Origin of the sequence: Pseudonocardia sp. NPDC046786, from assembly GCF_040645415.1 — a bacterium.
GTDB lineage: Bacteria > Actinomycetota > Actinomycetes > Mycobacteriales > Pseudonocardiaceae > Pseudonocardia > Pseudonocardia kongjuensis.
In genome coordinates, this window is sequence record NZ_JBEYYF010000020.1 from 73,345 (window position 1) to 89,373 (window position 16,029).

The following is a 16,029-nucleotide window of genomic DNA, read 5'->3' on the forward strand; positions in this document are numbered from 1 at the left end:
TTCATGATGTGGGTCGACTGTCGTTCGAGGAGGAACCGTGTCCGACGTGACCGCGGACGGACTACCGCTGTCCGGTGTCCGCGTGCTGGAGCTGGGCAACTACATCGCGGCGCCGACCGCGGGCCGGCTGCTCGCCGACTTCGGCGCCGACGTGATCAAGGTCGAGCGCCCCCGGACCGGTGACGAGCTGCGGAACTGGCGGCTCTACGCCGGGGACACCTCGATGCTGTACCGGACGCTGAACCGCAGCAAGCGGTCGATCACCCTGGACCTGCGCAGCGACGCGGGCCGGCAGGCGGTGCTGGACCTGGCCGCCCGGTCCGACGTCGTCCTGGAGAACTTCCGGCCGGGCACGCTGGAGAAGTGGGGTCTCGGGCCGGCCGAGCTGGACGCCGTCAACCCGGACGTCGTGCTGGTCCGGATCTCCGCGTTCGGCCAGACCGGCCCGCTCGCCGCCCGGCCCGGGTTCGCCGCCGTCGCCGAGGCGATGGGCGGACTGCGCGCGCTGGTGGGGGAGGCGGACCGGCCGCCGTCGCGCACCGGGGTGTCGATCGGCGACTCGATCGCCGGCCTCTACGGCGCGTTCTCCGCGGTGATGGGGCTCTACCAGCGGGAGTCCAGCAGTGACCGGCCGCCGCTGAACCGGCGGTCGATGGACGTCGCCCTCAACGAGGCCGTCTTCTCGATGATGGAGTCGCTGGTGCCCGACCATCTCGCCTACGGCGTGCAGCGGCGCCGGGTCGGCGGCCGGATGGAGGGCATCGCCCCGTCCAACGCCTACGTCTGCGGCGACGGCGGCAGCGTCGTCATCGCCGGGAACAGCGACTCCATCTACGGCCGGTTCATGCGGGTGATCGGCCGGCCGGACCTCGCCGAGGCGCCCGACCTGGCGTCGAACGCCGGTCGCTGGGCGCGCCGTGACGAGCTGGACGGCGCGATCGAGGAGTGGACCCGGTCGGCGCCGCGGGACCGGGTGCTGGCCGAGCTGGAGGAGGCCGGGGTGCCCGCCGGGCCGATCTACTCGGCCGCCGACATCGTCGCCGACGAGCAGTTCAGGGCCCGGGACATGGTCCAGTACTTCGACGTCGACACCGGTGGCGAGGCCCCCGCCCGGGTCGGGTTCCCCGGCGTCGTCCCGGTGCTGGACGGCCGCTCGGTGCCGGTCCGCCACGTCGGGCCCGACCTGGGTGCCGACACCGACGACGTGCTCGGCGGCCTGCTCGGCTACCCGGCCGAGACGATCCGGGCGGCCGCCGGGGAGGCGTCGTGACCGGGGCCGTGCTGCGCGACGTGACCCTGCGCGACGGCCTGCAGCTCACCGGGAAGCCGCTGCCCACCGGCCGCAAGGTCGAGCTGGTCCGGGCGCTGCTCGCGGCGGGCGTGCCGGAGCTGGAGATCGGGTCGCTGGCCCGCGGCGACCTGGTGCCGCCGCTGGCCGACACGCTCGAGGTGGTCGCCGCGCTCACCCCCGAGGAACTCGACCGCTGCTGGGTGTGGGTCGCGACGCCGCGGCACGTGCAGAAGGCCGTCGCCGCCGGGGCCCGGAACGTCCAGTACTGCTTCTCGGTCTCCGACGCGCACAACAACGCCAACATCGGCCGGGACACCGAGGTGTCGCTGGCCGCCATGCCGGACGCCGTGCGGTTCGCGCTCGACGCCGGCGGCCGGATCCAGCTGTGCCTGGCGACCGCGTTCAGCTGCCCGTTCGACGGCCCGGTCGAGCCGGACCGGGTCGCCGCGATCGTCGCCGACCCGCGGACCGCCGGCTCCTGCGACGTGATCGTCTGCGACACGCTCGGCCAGGCCGTGCCGTCCGAGGTGGGCGCGTTGGTGCAGCGGGTCGCCGGGCTCGCCGACGGCCGCCGGATCGGCTTCCACGGTCACGACACCTGGGGGCAGGGCGTGGCGAACGCGCTGGCCGCCGTAGGCTCCGGGGCGACGCTGCTCGACGGCGCGCTCGGCGGGCTGGGCGGCTGCCCGTTCGCGCCCGGGGCCAGCGGGAACACCGCCACCGAGGACCTGCTGTTCGCCCTGCGCCCGGGCTGGCTGACGCCGGCGGTGCTGGCCGGGCTGGTCACCGAGGGGGAGGACCTGCTCGACACGCTGGAAGAGCCCAACCGGTCCCGCGCCGCGCAGGGGGTGCGTTCACCGGCGGTGAGGTTCGCGTGGACCGCGGGTCCGCGATCCTGAGCCGGTACCGTCCCGGCGAGCGGTCGAGTCACCCGTCATCGACGCCTGCCCACGGTGGTACCCGGGCTGTACCGGAGCGGCTACAGGGTCGCTCCGGCATCGACGGGGAGCAACGCACCGGTGACGAAGCGGGCCTCGTCGGAGGCCAGGAACAGCACCGCGTTGCTGACGTCGCGGGCCTCCACCCAGGGCACCGGCATCGCGTTCATCTCCCGGCACCGGTCCCGGATGTCGTCCGGCCCCGGGTCGGGCAGGTCCGGCCGGAACAGGGCGCACATGGCCGGGTTGGTGACCATGTCGGTGTCGACGCCGGTGGGGAGCACGCAGTTCACCCGGATCATCCTGGGCGCGAGCTCCACCGCGAGGCTGCGCATCATCCCGGTCAGGCCGTGCTTCGCCGTGACGTAGTGCGCCAGGTTCGGCCGGGCCCGCACCCCGGCGGCCGAGCTGGTCAGCACGATCGACCCGGTACCGCCGTCGCCCAGATGCGGTATCGCGGCCTGCGCGGTGTTCCACGCGCCCGTCAGATTGACGTCGATCATGTCCCGCCAGGCGGCGGGTTCCAGCTCGTCGGCCCCGCCGAAGCTCAGGATGCCGGCGTTCGCGCAGACGATGTCCAGCCTGCCCAGCCGCTCGACACCGGTGCCGACCGCGGCCCGGAGCGCGACCGGATCGCGGACGTCGGCCTCGACCGTCACGACCCGGCCGCCCACCGCCCGGACCTCCTCGGCGGTCCGTTCCAGGTCGGTGGAGGTGGCGAGCAGGTAGGGCACCGAGTCGATCTGCCGGCAGATGTCCACCGCGATCACGGCGGCACCCTCCTGCGCCAGCCGCACGGCATGGCTGCGGCCCTGGCCGCGGGCCGCGCCGGTGACGAGCGCGACGCGGCCCGCGATCCGTCCGTTCACCGTCCGGTACCCCCTGAGTCCATCCGCACGGTCGAGAAGTCGTGATCGCCCACGATCGAGACGGTCACCCCCTGCGTGACGTGCGGTGCGTCCGCCTCGATGGAGCCGGGGAAGCAGACCGGGACCACCGGCGCGCCGAGCTCGGCGGCGTCGGCGACGACCTGCTGCACCGGGTCGGCGCGCTCCGCGGTGTCGGTGGAGCGACGGGCGAGATCCACCAGCTCCGCCCCGCCCGGCGTCGCGAAGTCGCCCGGGTTGAAGGTCCCGTCGGGGAGGTAGAAGTCGGTCAGGAAGGTCGTGGGATCGGGCCGGCCGGACTCGTACTGCCCGCCGACGGCGTCGAAGTTGCCGCTCTGGCGCAGTGCGGTCAACGACGGGTTGTCCATGATGTCGAGGTTCACGGTGATCCCGATCCGGGCCAGCTCGCCCTGGATCGCCTCGCCGAGGCGCTGGTAGGTGGTGATGTTCGAGATGGCCAGGGTGAAGGTGAACCCGTCCGGCAGCCCGGCCTCGGCGAGCAGTGCCCTGGCCCGGTCCGGGTCGTACTCGGGCTGTCCGGCCTCCGGCGAGTGCGCCCAGTGCGCCTCCGGGTAGGGCTGGCCGGTGGGCCGGCAGTTGCCGTCGTAGAGGGTCTGGGCCATCGTGGCCCGGTCCAGCGCCAGTCCGATCGCGAGTCGCACCCGCGGATCGCCGAACTCCGAGCGGCCGGTGTTGAGCAGCATCGAGTGGAAGACGGTGCGTTCGGCGACGGTCGTGCGCATGCCGGCCTGCTCGGCCTGCTCGATCTGGGACGGGAAGATGAAGCTCGCGTCCAGCTGTCCGGATCGCAGGGCGTTCAACCGGGCGGTGTCGTCGGGGAAACCGTGGATCTCGATGCCGGCCAGCTCGGTCGAACCGGCGTCGCGGTGGGCGTCCCACCGGGTGTAGACGGTCCGGCCACGGGTGAGCTCGGTCAGCTGGAAGGGCCCGGTCCCGATCGGGTTGCGGGCGGTCTCGTCGCCGTTCAGCTGCGCCGGGCTGATCATCATTCCGGCCTCGCTCGCCAGCACGCCGACGAGGTGACCGCCCGGCGCGTTGAGCCGCAGGACCACCTGGTCGTCGTCGACGACGTCGACGCCCTCCACCGTGGTCAGGCTCCTGGCGGTGAGGGTGCCGGGGCGAGCAGCGGCCTCGAGGTTGGCGCGCACCGCCTCGGCGTCGAACGGCGTCCCGTCCTGGAAGGTCACGTCGGAGCGCAGCGTGAGGGCGAGGCTCCGGCCGTCCTCGGCGAGGGCCCACTCGGTGGCGAGCGCGGGTTCGTGCCCGCCGTCGGGGGTGGACTTGACCAGGGTCTCGAACACCGGGGTCAGGAAGATGTTGTACGCGGGTGCGCTGAGGTGCGGATGCATCGTGATCGGATCACCGCCGAAACCGACCCGGAAGACCTTCGGGCTGTCATCGTCGCCCGCTGCGGTGCCGCAACCGGTGAGCAGGATCAGGGCGGTCACACCCGCGAGCGCGACATGAAGTCGACGGGCCATGGAGTCTCTCCCTTGAGATCTCTCAGTTGTCCTATAATTGGACAGCTAGTCCACTATGTAGATAGTATCGGTGGCGGGATACGCAGGGAAGAGTCCGATATCCGATATCCGGTGTCCGGTCCCGGAGATCGGGCGGGCATGCCGGTACCCCGGGTCCGGCTGGGCCGGACCCGGGGTACGTGCGCGCTCGGCGGCGGTCAGTCGGCCGGCAGGTGGGACCGCAGGTGGTCGGTGAAACCGGCGAAGTCCTCGGCGAGCTGGTCGGCCGACCAGCCGCCGGTCCGGTGGGTCACGAACGCCTCGGACGGGTGCGCCCAGACCGAGAACCGGTCGCCGCCGAACCCGAAGTACTGCCCGGTGACCTTCGCCGACTCCGCCGCGCTCAGGTACACCACGAGCGGTGCGACGTCGGAGACCGTGCCGGTTCCGTTGTGCCGCAGGTGCTCGGGAACCGGACCTCCGGCCTCGACCTGCTCGACGACCTCGGCCAGCGCCGGGATCGTGGCCGCCATCCTGGTGAGCGCCTTCGGGATGACGGCGTTCACCGTGACCTCGATCCTGGCCAGCTCCACCGACCAGACCCGGACCAGGCCGATGATCGCCGCCTTGGACGCGGCGTATGCGGTCTGCCCGAAACTGCCGAGCTGACCGGCCGGTGAGCCGATGAGGATCAGCCGGCCACCGTCACCCTGCTCCCTGAACTGCCGGCCGGCCGCGCGCCCGCAGGTGATGGTGCCGCGGATGTGGCTGTCCAGCACCATGTCCATCTCGTCGTCACCGAGCTTGAGCAGGGTCCGGTCGCGCAGCGCACCCGCGTTGGTGCACATCACGTCCAGCCTGCCGAACTCGCTCACCGCCCGGTCCACGAGCTCGTCGGCGGTCGCGGTCGGGCCGACCGGGCCGACGTGTGCGACGGCCCGGCCACCCGCCCCGGTGATCGCGGCGACGGTCTCCTCGGCGCAGTCGGCGTCCAGGTCGTTGACCACCACCGCGGCACCCGCGGCCGCCAGCGCCTCGGCGTAGGCCCGGCCGAGGCCGCGGCCGGAGCCGGTGACCACCGCGACCCGTTCACCGAGATCGATGTTCTGCATCCGTTGCTCCCGTTCCCGGTCAGCCGGCGATCTTGACGGAGGCGAAGTCGTAGTCTCCGTACGTCGGCACCTCGAAGCCGGTGACGCCGTCGCGGAAGGCGGCGACCCAGATGACGTTGCACACCGGGATCACCGGCGGGCCTGCCTCGAAGACCTCGCGGAACAGCTCCCGGGTCGGTCCCTCACGCTCCGCGGTGTCGTCGGACGCCCGGGACTCGGCGAGCAGGGCGTCCAGGCCCGGCAGCGTGAAGTTCCCCGGGTTGTAGGTGCCGCCCGGCATGTAGAAGTCCACGGCGAACTGGCTGCTGTCCGGCCGTCCGGCCTGCAGCAGCGACACGGTCGCGCTGAAGTTGCCGGTCCGCCGGGCCTCGACCATCTGGCTGAACTCCAGCGGCCGGACCTCGGCGCGGAACCCGGCCTCGGAGAGCTGGGCCTGCAGCGCCTGCGACAGGTTCTGGTACGTCGTGTTCGGGCCGTGTGCGAGCTCGATCGGGACGCCGTCCGGGTAGCCGGCCTCGGCCAGCAGCGCCTTCGACCGGGCCGGATCGTGGAATCGGGAGATGTCGTTCAGCTCGGGCACGTTCGCCCAGAAGCCCGGGCCGAACGGCTGCACGCTCGGGGTGCACTCGCCCGCGAACAGGCTGTCGTTGACCGCCTCACGGTCGATGGCGTAGATGAGCGCCTCGCGGACCTTGGGCTCGGCGAACTCGGGCTGGCCGGTGTTGAGGAGGATCCCGTTCAGCGTGCTGTTCGGGGCCTTGACCACGCTGAGCCCGTTCGCCTCCGCCTCCCGGATCTGGCCGGCCGAGATCGTGGTGCCGTCGGTCTCCCCGGAGACCACCGAGCGGAGCCGGGTCGGTTCGTCGGAGAACACCAGCATCTCGATGCCGGCGATCGAGGTCTCGGCGACGTTCCAGTAGTCCTCGTTCCTGGTGAACGTGATCTTGCCCTGCTGCAGCCCGGTGAGGGCGAACGGGCCGGTGCCGACCGGCTTCGTACCCAGGTCCGGATCGTCGATCGCCTGCGGCGAGACGACGATGCCCGCCTCGCCGGCCAGGGCGTTGACCATGTAGCCGGAGGGCGCGTCGAAGGTCAGCCGGACCGAGTTCGGGCCGGTCGCCTCGACCGCCTGCAGCGGTGCGAGCACCGTCTTCTGCGCACCCGACTCCCGGAACGCCTCGAGCGAGGCGACCACCGCTGCCGAGTCGAACGGCGCGCCGTCGGTGAAGGTGACCCCTTCGCGCAGGGTGAGATCGAGGACCCGGTTGTCGTCGGACAGCTCCCACTCGGTGGCCAGGCCCGGTTCGATGTCACCCGCCGGGGTGCGGCCGATGAGGCTCTCGTAGACCACGTCCAGGAAGACCGGGTCCAGCGGTGCGGCCTGCCGGGGATCGAACGAGGTGGGCATTCCGGGGACCGCGTACTTGAAGACGGCCGCTGGGTCGTGCTCGCCGCCGTCGGTCCCGGCGCCGTCCCCGCCGCCACCGCAGCCCGCGAGGATCAGCGCGGACACGGTGAGCAGGCCGAGCGCGCGGCCGACGGTGCCCCGTCGGCCGGACCTCGGACGTGGGTGGTTTCGGTGCTCTCTCACGTGACCTCCATTGGCCAGTGCAGGTGTTCGGGGGATCGGTGCCTGACCACGGGTCAGGCCGAGTGCAGGCGCTTGGCGGCGAGCTGGGCGCCCTCGGCGAGCGAGCGGAGCTTCGCCCAGGCGATCTCGGGGTGGCCGACCCGCGAGCCGATGCCGCAGTCGGTGCCGGCCTGCAGGTTCTCCGCGCCGACCACGCTCGCGAAGTTGACCAGCCGCTCGGCGACCAGCTCGGGGTGCTCCACCAGGTCGGTCGCGTGGCTGACGACGCCGGGGGCGAGGATCTTGCCCTCTGGCAGCTTCACGTCCTGCCAGACCCGCCACTCGTGCGCGTGCCGGACGTTGCCCGACTCGATCGCGTACGCACCGGCGTTCACCTTCACCAGCAGATCGGCGATGTGCACCAGCCCGATGTCCTGGGTGTGCGGCCGGTGCCCGCTGCCCCAGCAGGAGTGCAACCGGATCTGCTCGGACGGCAGACCCGAGATCGCGTGGTTCAGCACCTCGACCGCGAACTCCAGGTACCGGCGGAGGTCCTCGACGGACCACTCCGGATGGAACTGCCAGGTCGTCGCGAACTCCGGCTCGTCGATCTGCAGGACGAGGCCGGCGTCGGTGACGGCCTTGTACTCCTCCCGCATCGCCTCGGCGACGGCGAACATGTACTCCTGCTCGTCGGCGTAGTGCGCGTTGCGTGCACCGGCGCCGAGGCTCAGCGGGCCGAGCGCGGCGATGAAGCCGTCCACCGGTCGGCCCTCGACCGCCGCGGTCAGCGCGGCGACGTCGGCTGCGATCGCGTCGTGGCCGGTGTAGCGGATCGGAGCGGTGCAGACGCGCTCGGTGCTCGGCAGCCGGGGTGCGGCGCCGGGGGTGGCGAAACCGGGCCGGACCGGGCCGCCGGAGCCGGTCAGCCACAGTCCCGACCCGTAGGTCCCGGGGAACTCGGCCTGGTCCCGGGCTGCGACGAAGGCGCGCTTCGGCCCGATCGCCGGGTCGATGTCGAGCACCTCCCATCCGGTCACCCTGGCGTGGATGTAGCCGGCGTAGCCCGCCATGTTCGCGGCCTTGACGTACTCGCCGTCGTTGATCACGTCCAGCCCGCAGTCGATCTGCTGGGCGACCACCTCGGCGACCGCCCCGGGAAGGCGCTGCTGCAGCCGCTCCCGTGCCGGCTCCCCCTCGCCGATCAGCTCGTCCAGGTCGGCGGGGCGGGGCAGGTTCCCGCCGTGGGTGGTGAGAATCCGGCCGGGTTCGCGCCTCATGGGGTCTCCTCGTCGAAGGTCGGGATGAGTCGGGTGAAGAGCTGGTCGGCGTACTCGGGGCCGACCCGCCCGGTGGCGATCGCGAAGCTGTGGGTCACCTCGGCGACGTAGAGCGCGCCGGTGGAGTCGCGGGCGATGCCGTGCGGTGCGACGAACGAGCCGTGCCAGCGCTGCTGCGGACGGCCCTCGCCGTCGAGCACGGACAGCCGTGACGGCAGGTCGGCGGGCACCTCGCCGTGCACGAACGAGCGGGTGCCCGCCGGCCGCCACAGCTCCACGACCGAGACCGTGCCGTCCCGGCCGACCACCAGGTCGCACGGCCGCTGGAGATCCGTCCACTGTTCGAGGAACCCGCCGTCGGGGGAGAAGACCTGGATCCGGTCGTTCTCCCGGTCGGCGACGTACACGCGTCCGTCCGGGCCGACGTCGATCCCGTGCGGCAGGTGGAACTCGCCGGGGCCGGTGCCGACCGAACCCCAGGACCCGAGCAGCTCGCCGTCCGCGGAGAACCGGTGCACCCGGCAGTTGCCGTAGCCGTCGGCGACGTAGAGCTCGCCGTTCGGGGCCACGGCCAGCGCGGTGCACCGGTTGAACGGGTCGCCCGGGTACCGGACCCGCTCGACGCTGTGCACCCGGACCGGCCGGTCGCCCGAGTAGCCGGTGTCGGACGGGACGCCGGCGGTGCCGATGACCGCCAGCAGTTCGCCGGTCGGGGAGAACCGGCGGACGGTGTGGTCGCCGGCGTCCACGCAGTACACCGAGCCGTCCGGGCCGACGGTCAGACCGTGCGGGGTGGTGAACGTGCCCCGGCCCCAGCTTCGGACGAAGCCGCCGTCGGGATCGCGCACGATCACCTGCCCCTCGGAGCGGGTCAGCAGGTAGACGTGGTCGTCGGCATCGGTGTCGGTGTCGGTGACGTCGGTGTAGTCCAGCCCGGCCGTCCGCTGCGACCAGGCCGGGTCCGCACGCCAGGCGACGGTCACGACCGCTCCGCGACGGCCGGCAGCCAGCCCCACGGGTGCGGACCCCAGTGCGGGGCGATCAGCTCACCGGCCCGGACGGTCTGCACCGGGCGCAGGCCGTGCGCACCGTGGAAGGTGTCGCCCGCGGTGTCGACGAACTCGAAGTCGCCGTCGACGACCTCCAGGATCGTGATGTCTGCCTCCCGGCCGACCTCGATCGCGCCGAGATCGGCCGAGCGGCCGATCGCCGCCGCCGCGTCCGAGGTCGTCATCCGGACGACCTCGGCCAGCGAGTACCCGACGGCCATGAACTTCGCCATGCACTCCATCAGGCTCTGGAACGACTCGCCCATCGCGGTCAGGTCGCTGGACACGGTGTCCGGCGCCAGCCCGGCGTCGCGCTGCCGGCGGGCGACGTCGTAGCCGAAGTTCCCTCGGCCCAGCGCGGCGTCCAGCACGACACCGCGCCGGCGGGCTTCGGTCAGCAGCGGCAGCATCATGTCGTCCGCACCGAGTACGCCGCCGTCGTTGGGCGTGCACAGGTGGGTCAGCACGTCGCCCGGGCCGAGCTCCTCGATCGCGTAGCGGGTCACCGGGGTGAGCAGGTGCGGGTCCGGCCTGCGGCGGGCGGAGAGATCGCCGATGTGCACCATCAGCGGGACCCCGTGCTCCTGGGCGACCGTCTTGCTGCGGGCCAGGATCTCCTTGCCGTGCTCGGCCATCAGCGGTCCGACCAGTCGGACCTTGATGCCCTCCACCAGGCCGGGGTTCGCCGCGACGCAGCGGCCGATCGCGTCCGGGTCGATCTCGGCGAGCGCGTTGACGTCCACCATGGTCGGCATGGTGTGGGCGTAGCTGCCGATGTTCAGGTAGGGGATCACCCTGGTCCGTGCCAGCGGCTGGATGAACGCCGAGAAGACCCCGATGTTGGCCACGCCGACGGAGCCCGCGTCGAGGACGGTGGTGACCCCGGACCGGACGCCGATGGTGTCCGGATCGCAGCCCTCCATCCCGACGCCGGGGGTGATCGCACCGTGGGCGACGTGGGTGTGGATGTCGAGCAGGCCGGGAACCACGTAGTGGCCGGGTGTCCGGACCTCCACGACCCGGGTCACGCCATCGGTCGGCAGGTCGTCACCGATCGCCGCGATCCGGCCGTCGGCGATCGCGACGTCGGTGCGCCGGTCGATCGAGCGACCGGGATCGAGGACGTGTCCGCCCTTGATGAGCAGGTCGACGTGCATGTGTCTCCTCTCGGGGCCGGGTCAGAAGCTCGCCCAGCCGGCGGGCAGGGCGTCGAGCTGCACCACCCAGGAACGTTCGAGCTCGGGAATCCGGTCGCCCAGGCCGGCGGCGGTGAGCACCTCCCGGCCGTCGGCCCCGGGACGGCGGGCAGGTGTTCCCGCTCGGACCGGGATCCGCTCGGCACGGACTGCCGGGCCCGGCAGGACCACCTCGCCGACCTCGTCGGAGACCTGGGTGATCGCCAGCCCCTGGCCGGTGGCCCGCGGATCGGTCATCAGCTCGGCGAGACCGATCACCTCGTGCGCGGCGACACCCACCTCGTCGAGCAGCCGTACCCAGTCGGTCGCCGGGCGTCCGGCGAACGCGGCCGCCCAGCCCCCCGGTCCGGTGCCGAGCAGCTCGGCGACCCGGTCCTCGCGGCCCGGCCCGGCGGCGACGAACAGCCAGCGGTCCGCGGCCCGGTGGAACCGGTGGGCCGGGCCGGTCCCCAGCGCCTCCGGGCCGCGTGGCTCGTCGCCCGGTGCGTCGGAGGTGGCGTAGCGGGCCTGGTGGTAGATCCCGGTCCGGGTCAGCGAGACGTGCCCCGCGCCGCCCCGGCCGGTGGTGATCCGGCGGTGCGCGCCGAGCGCGACGGCGAACGCGGCGAGCATGCCGGTTCCGTAGTCGAGCACGTTGTACGGCCCGAGCACCGCCGGGCCGTGCGTGCCGCCGGTCCGCTCGGCGAGGCCGGTGGCGGCCTGCCCCTGGGTCTCGTAGCCGCGCCGGCCCGCCCAGGGGCCGCTGCCGCCGTAGCAGCTGACCGACACATGGACCAGTTCCGGCCGGCGGGCCGCGAGGTGATCGTGGCTCAGCCCGTAACGGCGGGCCGTCGGGGCGGGCAGGTTGTGCGTGAGAACGTCGGACCGTTCGATCAGGTGCCAGAGCACCTGCTCGCCGGCCTCGGACGTGATGTCCAGCAGCACGGTCCGCTTGCCCCGGTTGACCACGCCGTGCGCGCCGATCCGCCGCTGCGGAACATTGATCTTTGTGACATCCGCGCCGAACTCGGCGAGCACCCGCCCGGCACTGGGCCCGGCGAGGATCTGGGTCAGGTCCAGCACGCGCAGCCCGGCGTACGGGGCGTCCGCGCCGGATCCGGGTGCGGCCGGTGTCACGGCGGCCACCTCCCGGTCGGCCGGGCGTCCCCAGCCGGCCAGCACCTCGTCGGGATCGGCGGTGCCGGCCGGGGCGGCCCGGCCGGTCGGGTCCGGGGTGCCGTCGAGCACGACGGCGGCGCCGGGCACGGTGAGCGCCCCGCGGACCGGGTCGGTGACGGTCACGGCCTGCCGGTCGGCGACCGCCTGCGGCGACGCCATCCACTCGGCGGTGGTCCGGACCATCGACAGCGGCACCCCGGCCGCGGCCGCCAGGTCCTCCCACTCCGCGGCGGGCCGGGACGCGAACAGGCCGGTCAGCCGCTCGCGCAACGGGCCGGGATCGGCGGCGCCGCGTGCCCGGTCGGCCAGCCCTTCGGCGATCCAGTGACCGACCCCCGCGGCGTCGAGGAACCAGCGCAGGAAGCGGTTGGTCGCCCCGATCGGGTTGAACTGGACGTACCGGCCGTCGGCACTGCGGTAGCAGCCGCTCCCGAGCGTCGAGATCGCCCGCTCCGGCGGCAGCCCGGTGGCGACCGGGTACGCGCCGGAGCCGCCGACGGCCTCGAACATGGCGGCGTAGAGCGAGATCTCGAGCCGGTCGCCGAGGCCGGTCCGGTGCCGCCCGGTGAGCGCGGCCACGATCGCGACCGCACTGCAGAACGCGGCGAAGTTCGACGCGACCGGGATCGCGGTGTACGTGGGCCGCTCCGGGTCCCGGCCGGGCGGCGCGTTGCCGGCCCGCGGCCGGCAGTTCCCGGTCGCGGCGGCGATCACGCCCTCCCAGCCGGGCACCCCGGCCCGCGGATCGGCGGAGCCGAACCCGGGGATCGCGCAGTACACGAGCCCGGGGTTGGCCGCCCGCAGCTGCTCGGGGCCCAGCCCGAGCCGGTCGGTGACGCCCGGCCGGAAGTTCTCGACCAGCACGTCGGCCACGGCCGCCAGTGCCCGGGCCGTGTCGCGGCCGTGCGGGGTCTTCAGATCGAGCTCGATCCGCCGCTTGCCGCGGTCGAGGAACGGATCGGCCGGTCCGCTGCCGGGCCGGGTCACGCGCACCACGTCGGCGCCCTGGTCCGCCAGCAGCAGCGCGGTCAGCGGGCCGGCGACGTGGTGACCGAGATCGAGCACCCGGACCCCGGTCAGCGGCGCACTCATCGGACGGTCTCCACCGGCCCGGCGACGTCGACACCGGCCGGGGTCCGGCTCGACGGCTGGTGCCGCAGGCAGGCGACGCTCCGGGTCGCCGACAGCGCGAGCAGCGGCGGGTCGTCGTTCGCGCAGGCGTCCATCGCGACGGGGCAACGGCTGCGGAAGCGGCACCCGGACGGCGGCGCCGCCGGGTCCGGCAGGTCGCCCTGGAGCACCGTGCGCTGCCGGGACCGCTGCAGGTCCGGGTTCGGCACCGGGACGGCCGAGAGCAGCGCTCTGGTGTACGGGTGCCGTGGGTCCTCGGCGATCTCCTGGGCGGTGCCCTCCTCGACGATCCGGCCGAAGTACATCACCGCGATCCGGTGCGCGAGGTGCCGGACGGTGGCGAAGTCGTGCGAGACCAGCAGCACCGCCTGGCCGCTGCGCTGCTGGATGTCGAGCAGCAGGTTGAGGATCTCCGAGCGCGTGGACAGGTCCAGTGCCGAGGTCGGCTCGTCGGCGACCAGGACCTCCGGTTCGAGCGCCAGCGCGCGGGCGATGCACACCCGCTGGCGCTGCCCGCCGGAGAGCTCGTCCGGGCGCCGGTGGGCGAACTCGGGATCCAGGGTGACCCGTTCCAAGAGCGGGCCCGCGGCGTCGAGCGCCTCGGCGGCGCTGATCCGGCCGTGCACGACCAGCGGCTCGGTGACCGCGTGCCCGACGGACTTCGTCGGGTCGAGCGCCCCGTAGGGGTCCTGGAAGATGAACTGCAACCGGGCGCGCAGCGCCTTGAGCTCCGCTCCGCGGACCCGGGTGACGTCCTGGCCGCAGACCTCGACGGCGCCGGTGTCGGGCTCGGCGAGCCGGGCGATCAGCCTGCCGACCGTCGTCTTGCCCGATCCGGACTCGCCGACCAGGCCCAGCGTCGTTCCGGCCTGCACCGTGAGATCGACACCGTCCACCGCGCGCAGCGAGCGCAGCGGCCTGCCGAGCAGGGTCCGGGTCAGCGGGAAGCTCTTGACCAGGCCGGTGGCCCGCACCACCGTCGCCGCGTCCGGGCTCGTCGGATCAGACACGGGCCACCCCTTCCAGAGTCAGCTCGCCACCGGAGACCCGGCCGCACCGCGTGCGGTGACCGTGCTCCAGCTCGGCGTCGACCTGCGGTCGCGCGCACAGCTCGGGCAGGTCGTGCCCGCAGCGCGGGCGGAACCGGCAGCCGTCGGGGAACCGGCCGGCCGGTGGGACCCGGCCGGGGATGACGTTCAGCCGGGTGCGCGGGCTGCCGGACTGCGGGACCGCCGCCAGCAGCGCGCTCGAGTACGGGTGCTGCGGGTCGTAGAACAGCCCGTCGATCGAGGTCCGTTCGACGACGTGGCCGGCGTACATCACCACGACGTCGTCGCAGAAGTCGGCGACCACGCCGAGGTCGTGGGTGACCAGGAGGACCGCCAGGTCCATGTCCCGCTGCAGGTCGCGCAGCAGCTGCAGGATCTCCGCCTGGATCGTCACGTCCAGTGCGGTGGTCGGCTCGTCGGCGATCACCAGCTTCGGGTCGCAGGCGATCGCGCCGGCGATCATCACCCGCTGCTGCATCCCGCCGCTGAGCTCGTGCGGGTAGGAGCGGACGCGCTGCCCGGCGTTCGGGATGCCGACCCGCTCCAGCAGCTCGATGGCGCGCCGGTGCGCGGCCCGCCTGCTCTCGCCCAGGTGCAGCCGACGGGCCTCGGCGATCTGGTCGCCGACCGTCATGGTCGGGTTCAGGCTGCTCATCGGCTCCTGGAAGACGATGCCGACCGGCCCGCCGCGCACCGCGCGCAGCTCGCGCGGGCGGCACCGCAGCAGGTCGACGCCGTCGAAGAGGACCGAGCCGGACCGGACCGGCAGCCCGGGCGGCAGCAGCCGCAGCGCGGCCATCGAGGTCAGGCTCTTGCCGCAGCCGGACTCGCCGATCAGGGCCAGCGAACGCCCGCGGTGCACATCGAACGTGACGTCCTCGACGAGTCCGCGCTGGCCGGGGTCGCCGGGCAGGTCGATGGTCAGGCCGCGGACCGAGAGCAGCGGTTCCCCGGCCGGGCGCGATGGTGCGGTCACATCCGCCTCCGGATCCCGACGGCGTCGCGGATCGCGTCGCCGATCGTGTTGAACGACAGCACGGTCAGCACCATCGCCACGCCGGGCGGGATGACCGCGTAGGGCGCGTCGAACTGGCTGGCGTAGGCCGCCTTGAGCATCGATCCCCAGCTCGCGTCCGGGGGTTGCACGCCGAGCCCGAGGAAGCTCAGGCTCGCCTCGACGAGCAGCGCGACCCCCATCAGGATGGTCACCTGGACCAGCACCGGCGCCGCGATGTTCGGCAGCACGTGCACGGCCAGGATCCGCCGCTGCGACGAACCGATCGCCGTCGCGGACTGCACGAAGGTCTCCTCGGTGACCGCGAGCGCGGCGCCGCGGACGATCCGGAACATCGTCGGGGCGAAGATGATCCCGACCGCGATCATGGTGTTGACCAGTCCGGGCCCGAGCACCGCGACGATCGCGAGCGCCCCCACCAGTGCGGGGAGCGCCAGCACGGTGTCGGCGAGCCGCCCGGCGACGGCGTCCACCCAGCCGCCGCGGATCGCCGCCAGCAGGCCCAGTGGCAGCCCGATGGCCACCGCGATCCCGACCGAGATCAGCGGGGCGACGATGGTGATCCGGGACGCGGTGATGATCCGGCTGAGCACGTCGCGGCCGAAGTCGTCGGTACCGAACAGGTGGGCCCAGCTCGGGTCGGCGAACCGGTTCGACAGGTCCTGGGCGTCCGGGTCGTAGGGGGCCACGAGCGGCCCGATGATCGCGAGCACGACCAGCACCGTGACGACGCCGAGCGACGCCGCGCTCGCCGGCCGCCCGACCACGGCGCGCAGCACCCGGTTGCGCTGCTTCGGGCTGCGCGGCGCGGCGCCCGCAGCGGGGTCCACGCGGGTGGCCGGCGGTGCGGGATCCATCGTCCGAGGCTCGGG

The 16,029-nt window shown here is 73.3% G+C and carries 13 protein-coding genes; 2 read left to right on the top strand and 11 right to left on the bottom strand.

All coding sequences use genetic code 11. From position 1 onward, the window contains the following. Positions 1-37 precede the first annotated feature (37 nt). A complete protein-coding gene (locus ABZ881_RS22605) occupies positions 38-1,270 on the top strand; it encodes a CoA transferase (protein WP_358487423.1) in 1,233 nt (410 codons plus the stop codon). Continuing rightward, positions 1,267-2,190, top strand: coding sequence for a hydroxymethylglutaryl-CoA lyase (locus ABZ881_RS22610; RefSeq protein WP_358487426.1), 924 nt, complete (start codon positions 1,267-1,269; stop codon positions 2,188-2,190). Before ABZ881_RS22605 ends, ABZ881_RS22610 begins: the two co-directional genes overlap by 4 nt. Before the next feature lie 80 nt (positions 2,191-2,270). On the opposite strand, the gene ABZ881_RS22615 is transcribed toward ABZ881_RS22610, so the two are convergent. The 11 genes from ABZ881_RS22615 to ABZ881_RS22665 form a co-directional block, all read right to left on the bottom strand. Then, a complete protein-coding gene (locus tag ABZ881_RS22615; protein WP_358487428.1) occupies positions 2,271-3,098 on the bottom strand; it encodes a mycofactocin-coupled SDR family oxidoreductase in 828 nt (275 codons plus the stop codon). Next, a complete protein-coding gene (locus ABZ881_RS22620; protein WP_358487430.1) occupies positions 3,095-4,618 on the bottom strand; it encodes an ABC transporter substrate-binding protein in 1,524 nt (507 codons plus the stop codon). Before ABZ881_RS22620 ends, ABZ881_RS22615 begins: the two co-directional genes overlap by 4 nt. 197 nt (positions 4,619-4,815) lie before the next feature. Beyond that, positions 4,816-5,700 (bottom strand): SDR family NAD(P)-dependent oxidoreductase, encoded by an 885-nt coding sequence (locus ABZ881_RS22625; protein ID WP_358487510.1) that lies wholly within the window; start codon positions 5,698-5,700, stop codon positions 4,816-4,818. Positions 5,701-5,728: 28 nt separating this feature from the next. Continuing rightward, positions 5,729-7,300 carry an ABC transporter substrate-binding protein gene (locus ABZ881_RS22630; protein ID WP_358487433.1) on the bottom strand — a complete coding sequence of 524 codons (1,572 nt, stop codon included), beginning with the start codon at positions 7,298-7,300 and terminating at the stop codon, positions 5,729-5,731. A gap of 53 nt (positions 7,301-7,353) precedes the next feature. Continuing rightward, positions 7,354-8,559, bottom strand: a complete 1,206-nt coding sequence (locus ABZ881_RS22635) for a cobalamin-independent methionine synthase II family protein (RefSeq protein WP_358487435.1) — start codon at positions 8,557-8,559, stop codon at positions 7,354-7,356. After that, positions 8,556-9,542: a peptidyl-alpha-hydroxyglycine alpha-amidating lyase family protein gene (locus ABZ881_RS22640; protein ID WP_358487437.1), complete on the bottom strand. Its 987-nt coding sequence runs from the start codon at positions 9,540-9,542 to the stop codon at positions 8,556-8,558. Before ABZ881_RS22640 ends, ABZ881_RS22635 begins: the two co-directional genes overlap by 4 nt. Further along, positions 9,539-10,765, bottom strand: coding sequence for an amidohydrolase family protein (locus ABZ881_RS22645; RefSeq protein WP_358487439.1), 1,227 nt, complete (start codon positions 10,763-10,765; stop codon positions 9,539-9,541). Before ABZ881_RS22645 ends, ABZ881_RS22640 begins: the two co-directional genes overlap by 4 nt. A gap of 21 nt (positions 10,766-10,786) precedes the next feature. Beyond that, positions 10,787-13,054, bottom strand: a complete 2,268-nt coding sequence (locus tag ABZ881_RS22650) for a CoA transferase (protein WP_358487441.1) — start codon at positions 13,052-13,054, stop codon at positions 10,787-10,789. Then, a complete protein-coding gene (locus ABZ881_RS22655; RefSeq protein ID WP_358487443.1) occupies positions 13,051-14,103 on the bottom strand; it encodes an ABC transporter ATP-binding protein in 1,053 nt (350 codons plus the stop codon). Before ABZ881_RS22655 ends, ABZ881_RS22650 begins: the two co-directional genes overlap by 4 nt. Further along, positions 14,096-15,118 carry an ABC transporter ATP-binding protein gene (locus tag ABZ881_RS22660; RefSeq protein ID WP_358487445.1) on the bottom strand — a complete coding sequence of 341 codons (1,023 nt, stop codon included), beginning with the start codon at positions 15,116-15,118 and terminating at the stop codon, positions 14,096-14,098. Before ABZ881_RS22660 ends, ABZ881_RS22655 begins: the two co-directional genes overlap by 8 nt. Continuing rightward, positions 15,115-16,014, bottom strand: coding sequence for an ABC transporter permease (locus tag ABZ881_RS22665; protein WP_358487447.1), 900 nt, complete (start codon positions 16,012-16,014; stop codon positions 15,115-15,117). Before ABZ881_RS22665 ends, ABZ881_RS22660 begins: the two co-directional genes overlap by 4 nt. Positions 16,015-16,029 lie beyond the last annotated feature (15 nt).

What these genes read in the sequence shown, in the direction of transcription:
- ABZ881_RS22665 (WP_358487447.1), bottom strand. Translation starts at nt 16,014, where the DNA reads ATGGATCCCGCACCGCCGGCCACCCGCGTGGACCCCGCTGCGGGCGCC.
- ABZ881_RS22620 (WP_358487430.1), bottom strand. Translation starts at nt 4,618, where the DNA reads ATGGCCCGTCGACTTCATGTCGCGCTCGCGGGTGTGACCGCCCTGATC.
- ABZ881_RS22635 (WP_358487435.1), bottom strand. Translation starts at nt 8,559, where the DNA reads ATGAGGCGCGAACCCGGCCGGATTCTCACCACCCACGGCGGGAACCTG.
- ABZ881_RS22645 (WP_358487439.1), bottom strand. Translation starts at nt 10,765, where the DNA reads ATGCACGTCGACCTGCTCATCAAGGGCGGACACGTCCTCGATCCCGGT.
- ABZ881_RS22650 (WP_358487441.1), bottom strand. Translation starts at nt 13,054, where the DNA reads ATGAGTGCGCCGCTGACCGGGGTCCGGGTGCTCGATCTCGGTCACCAC.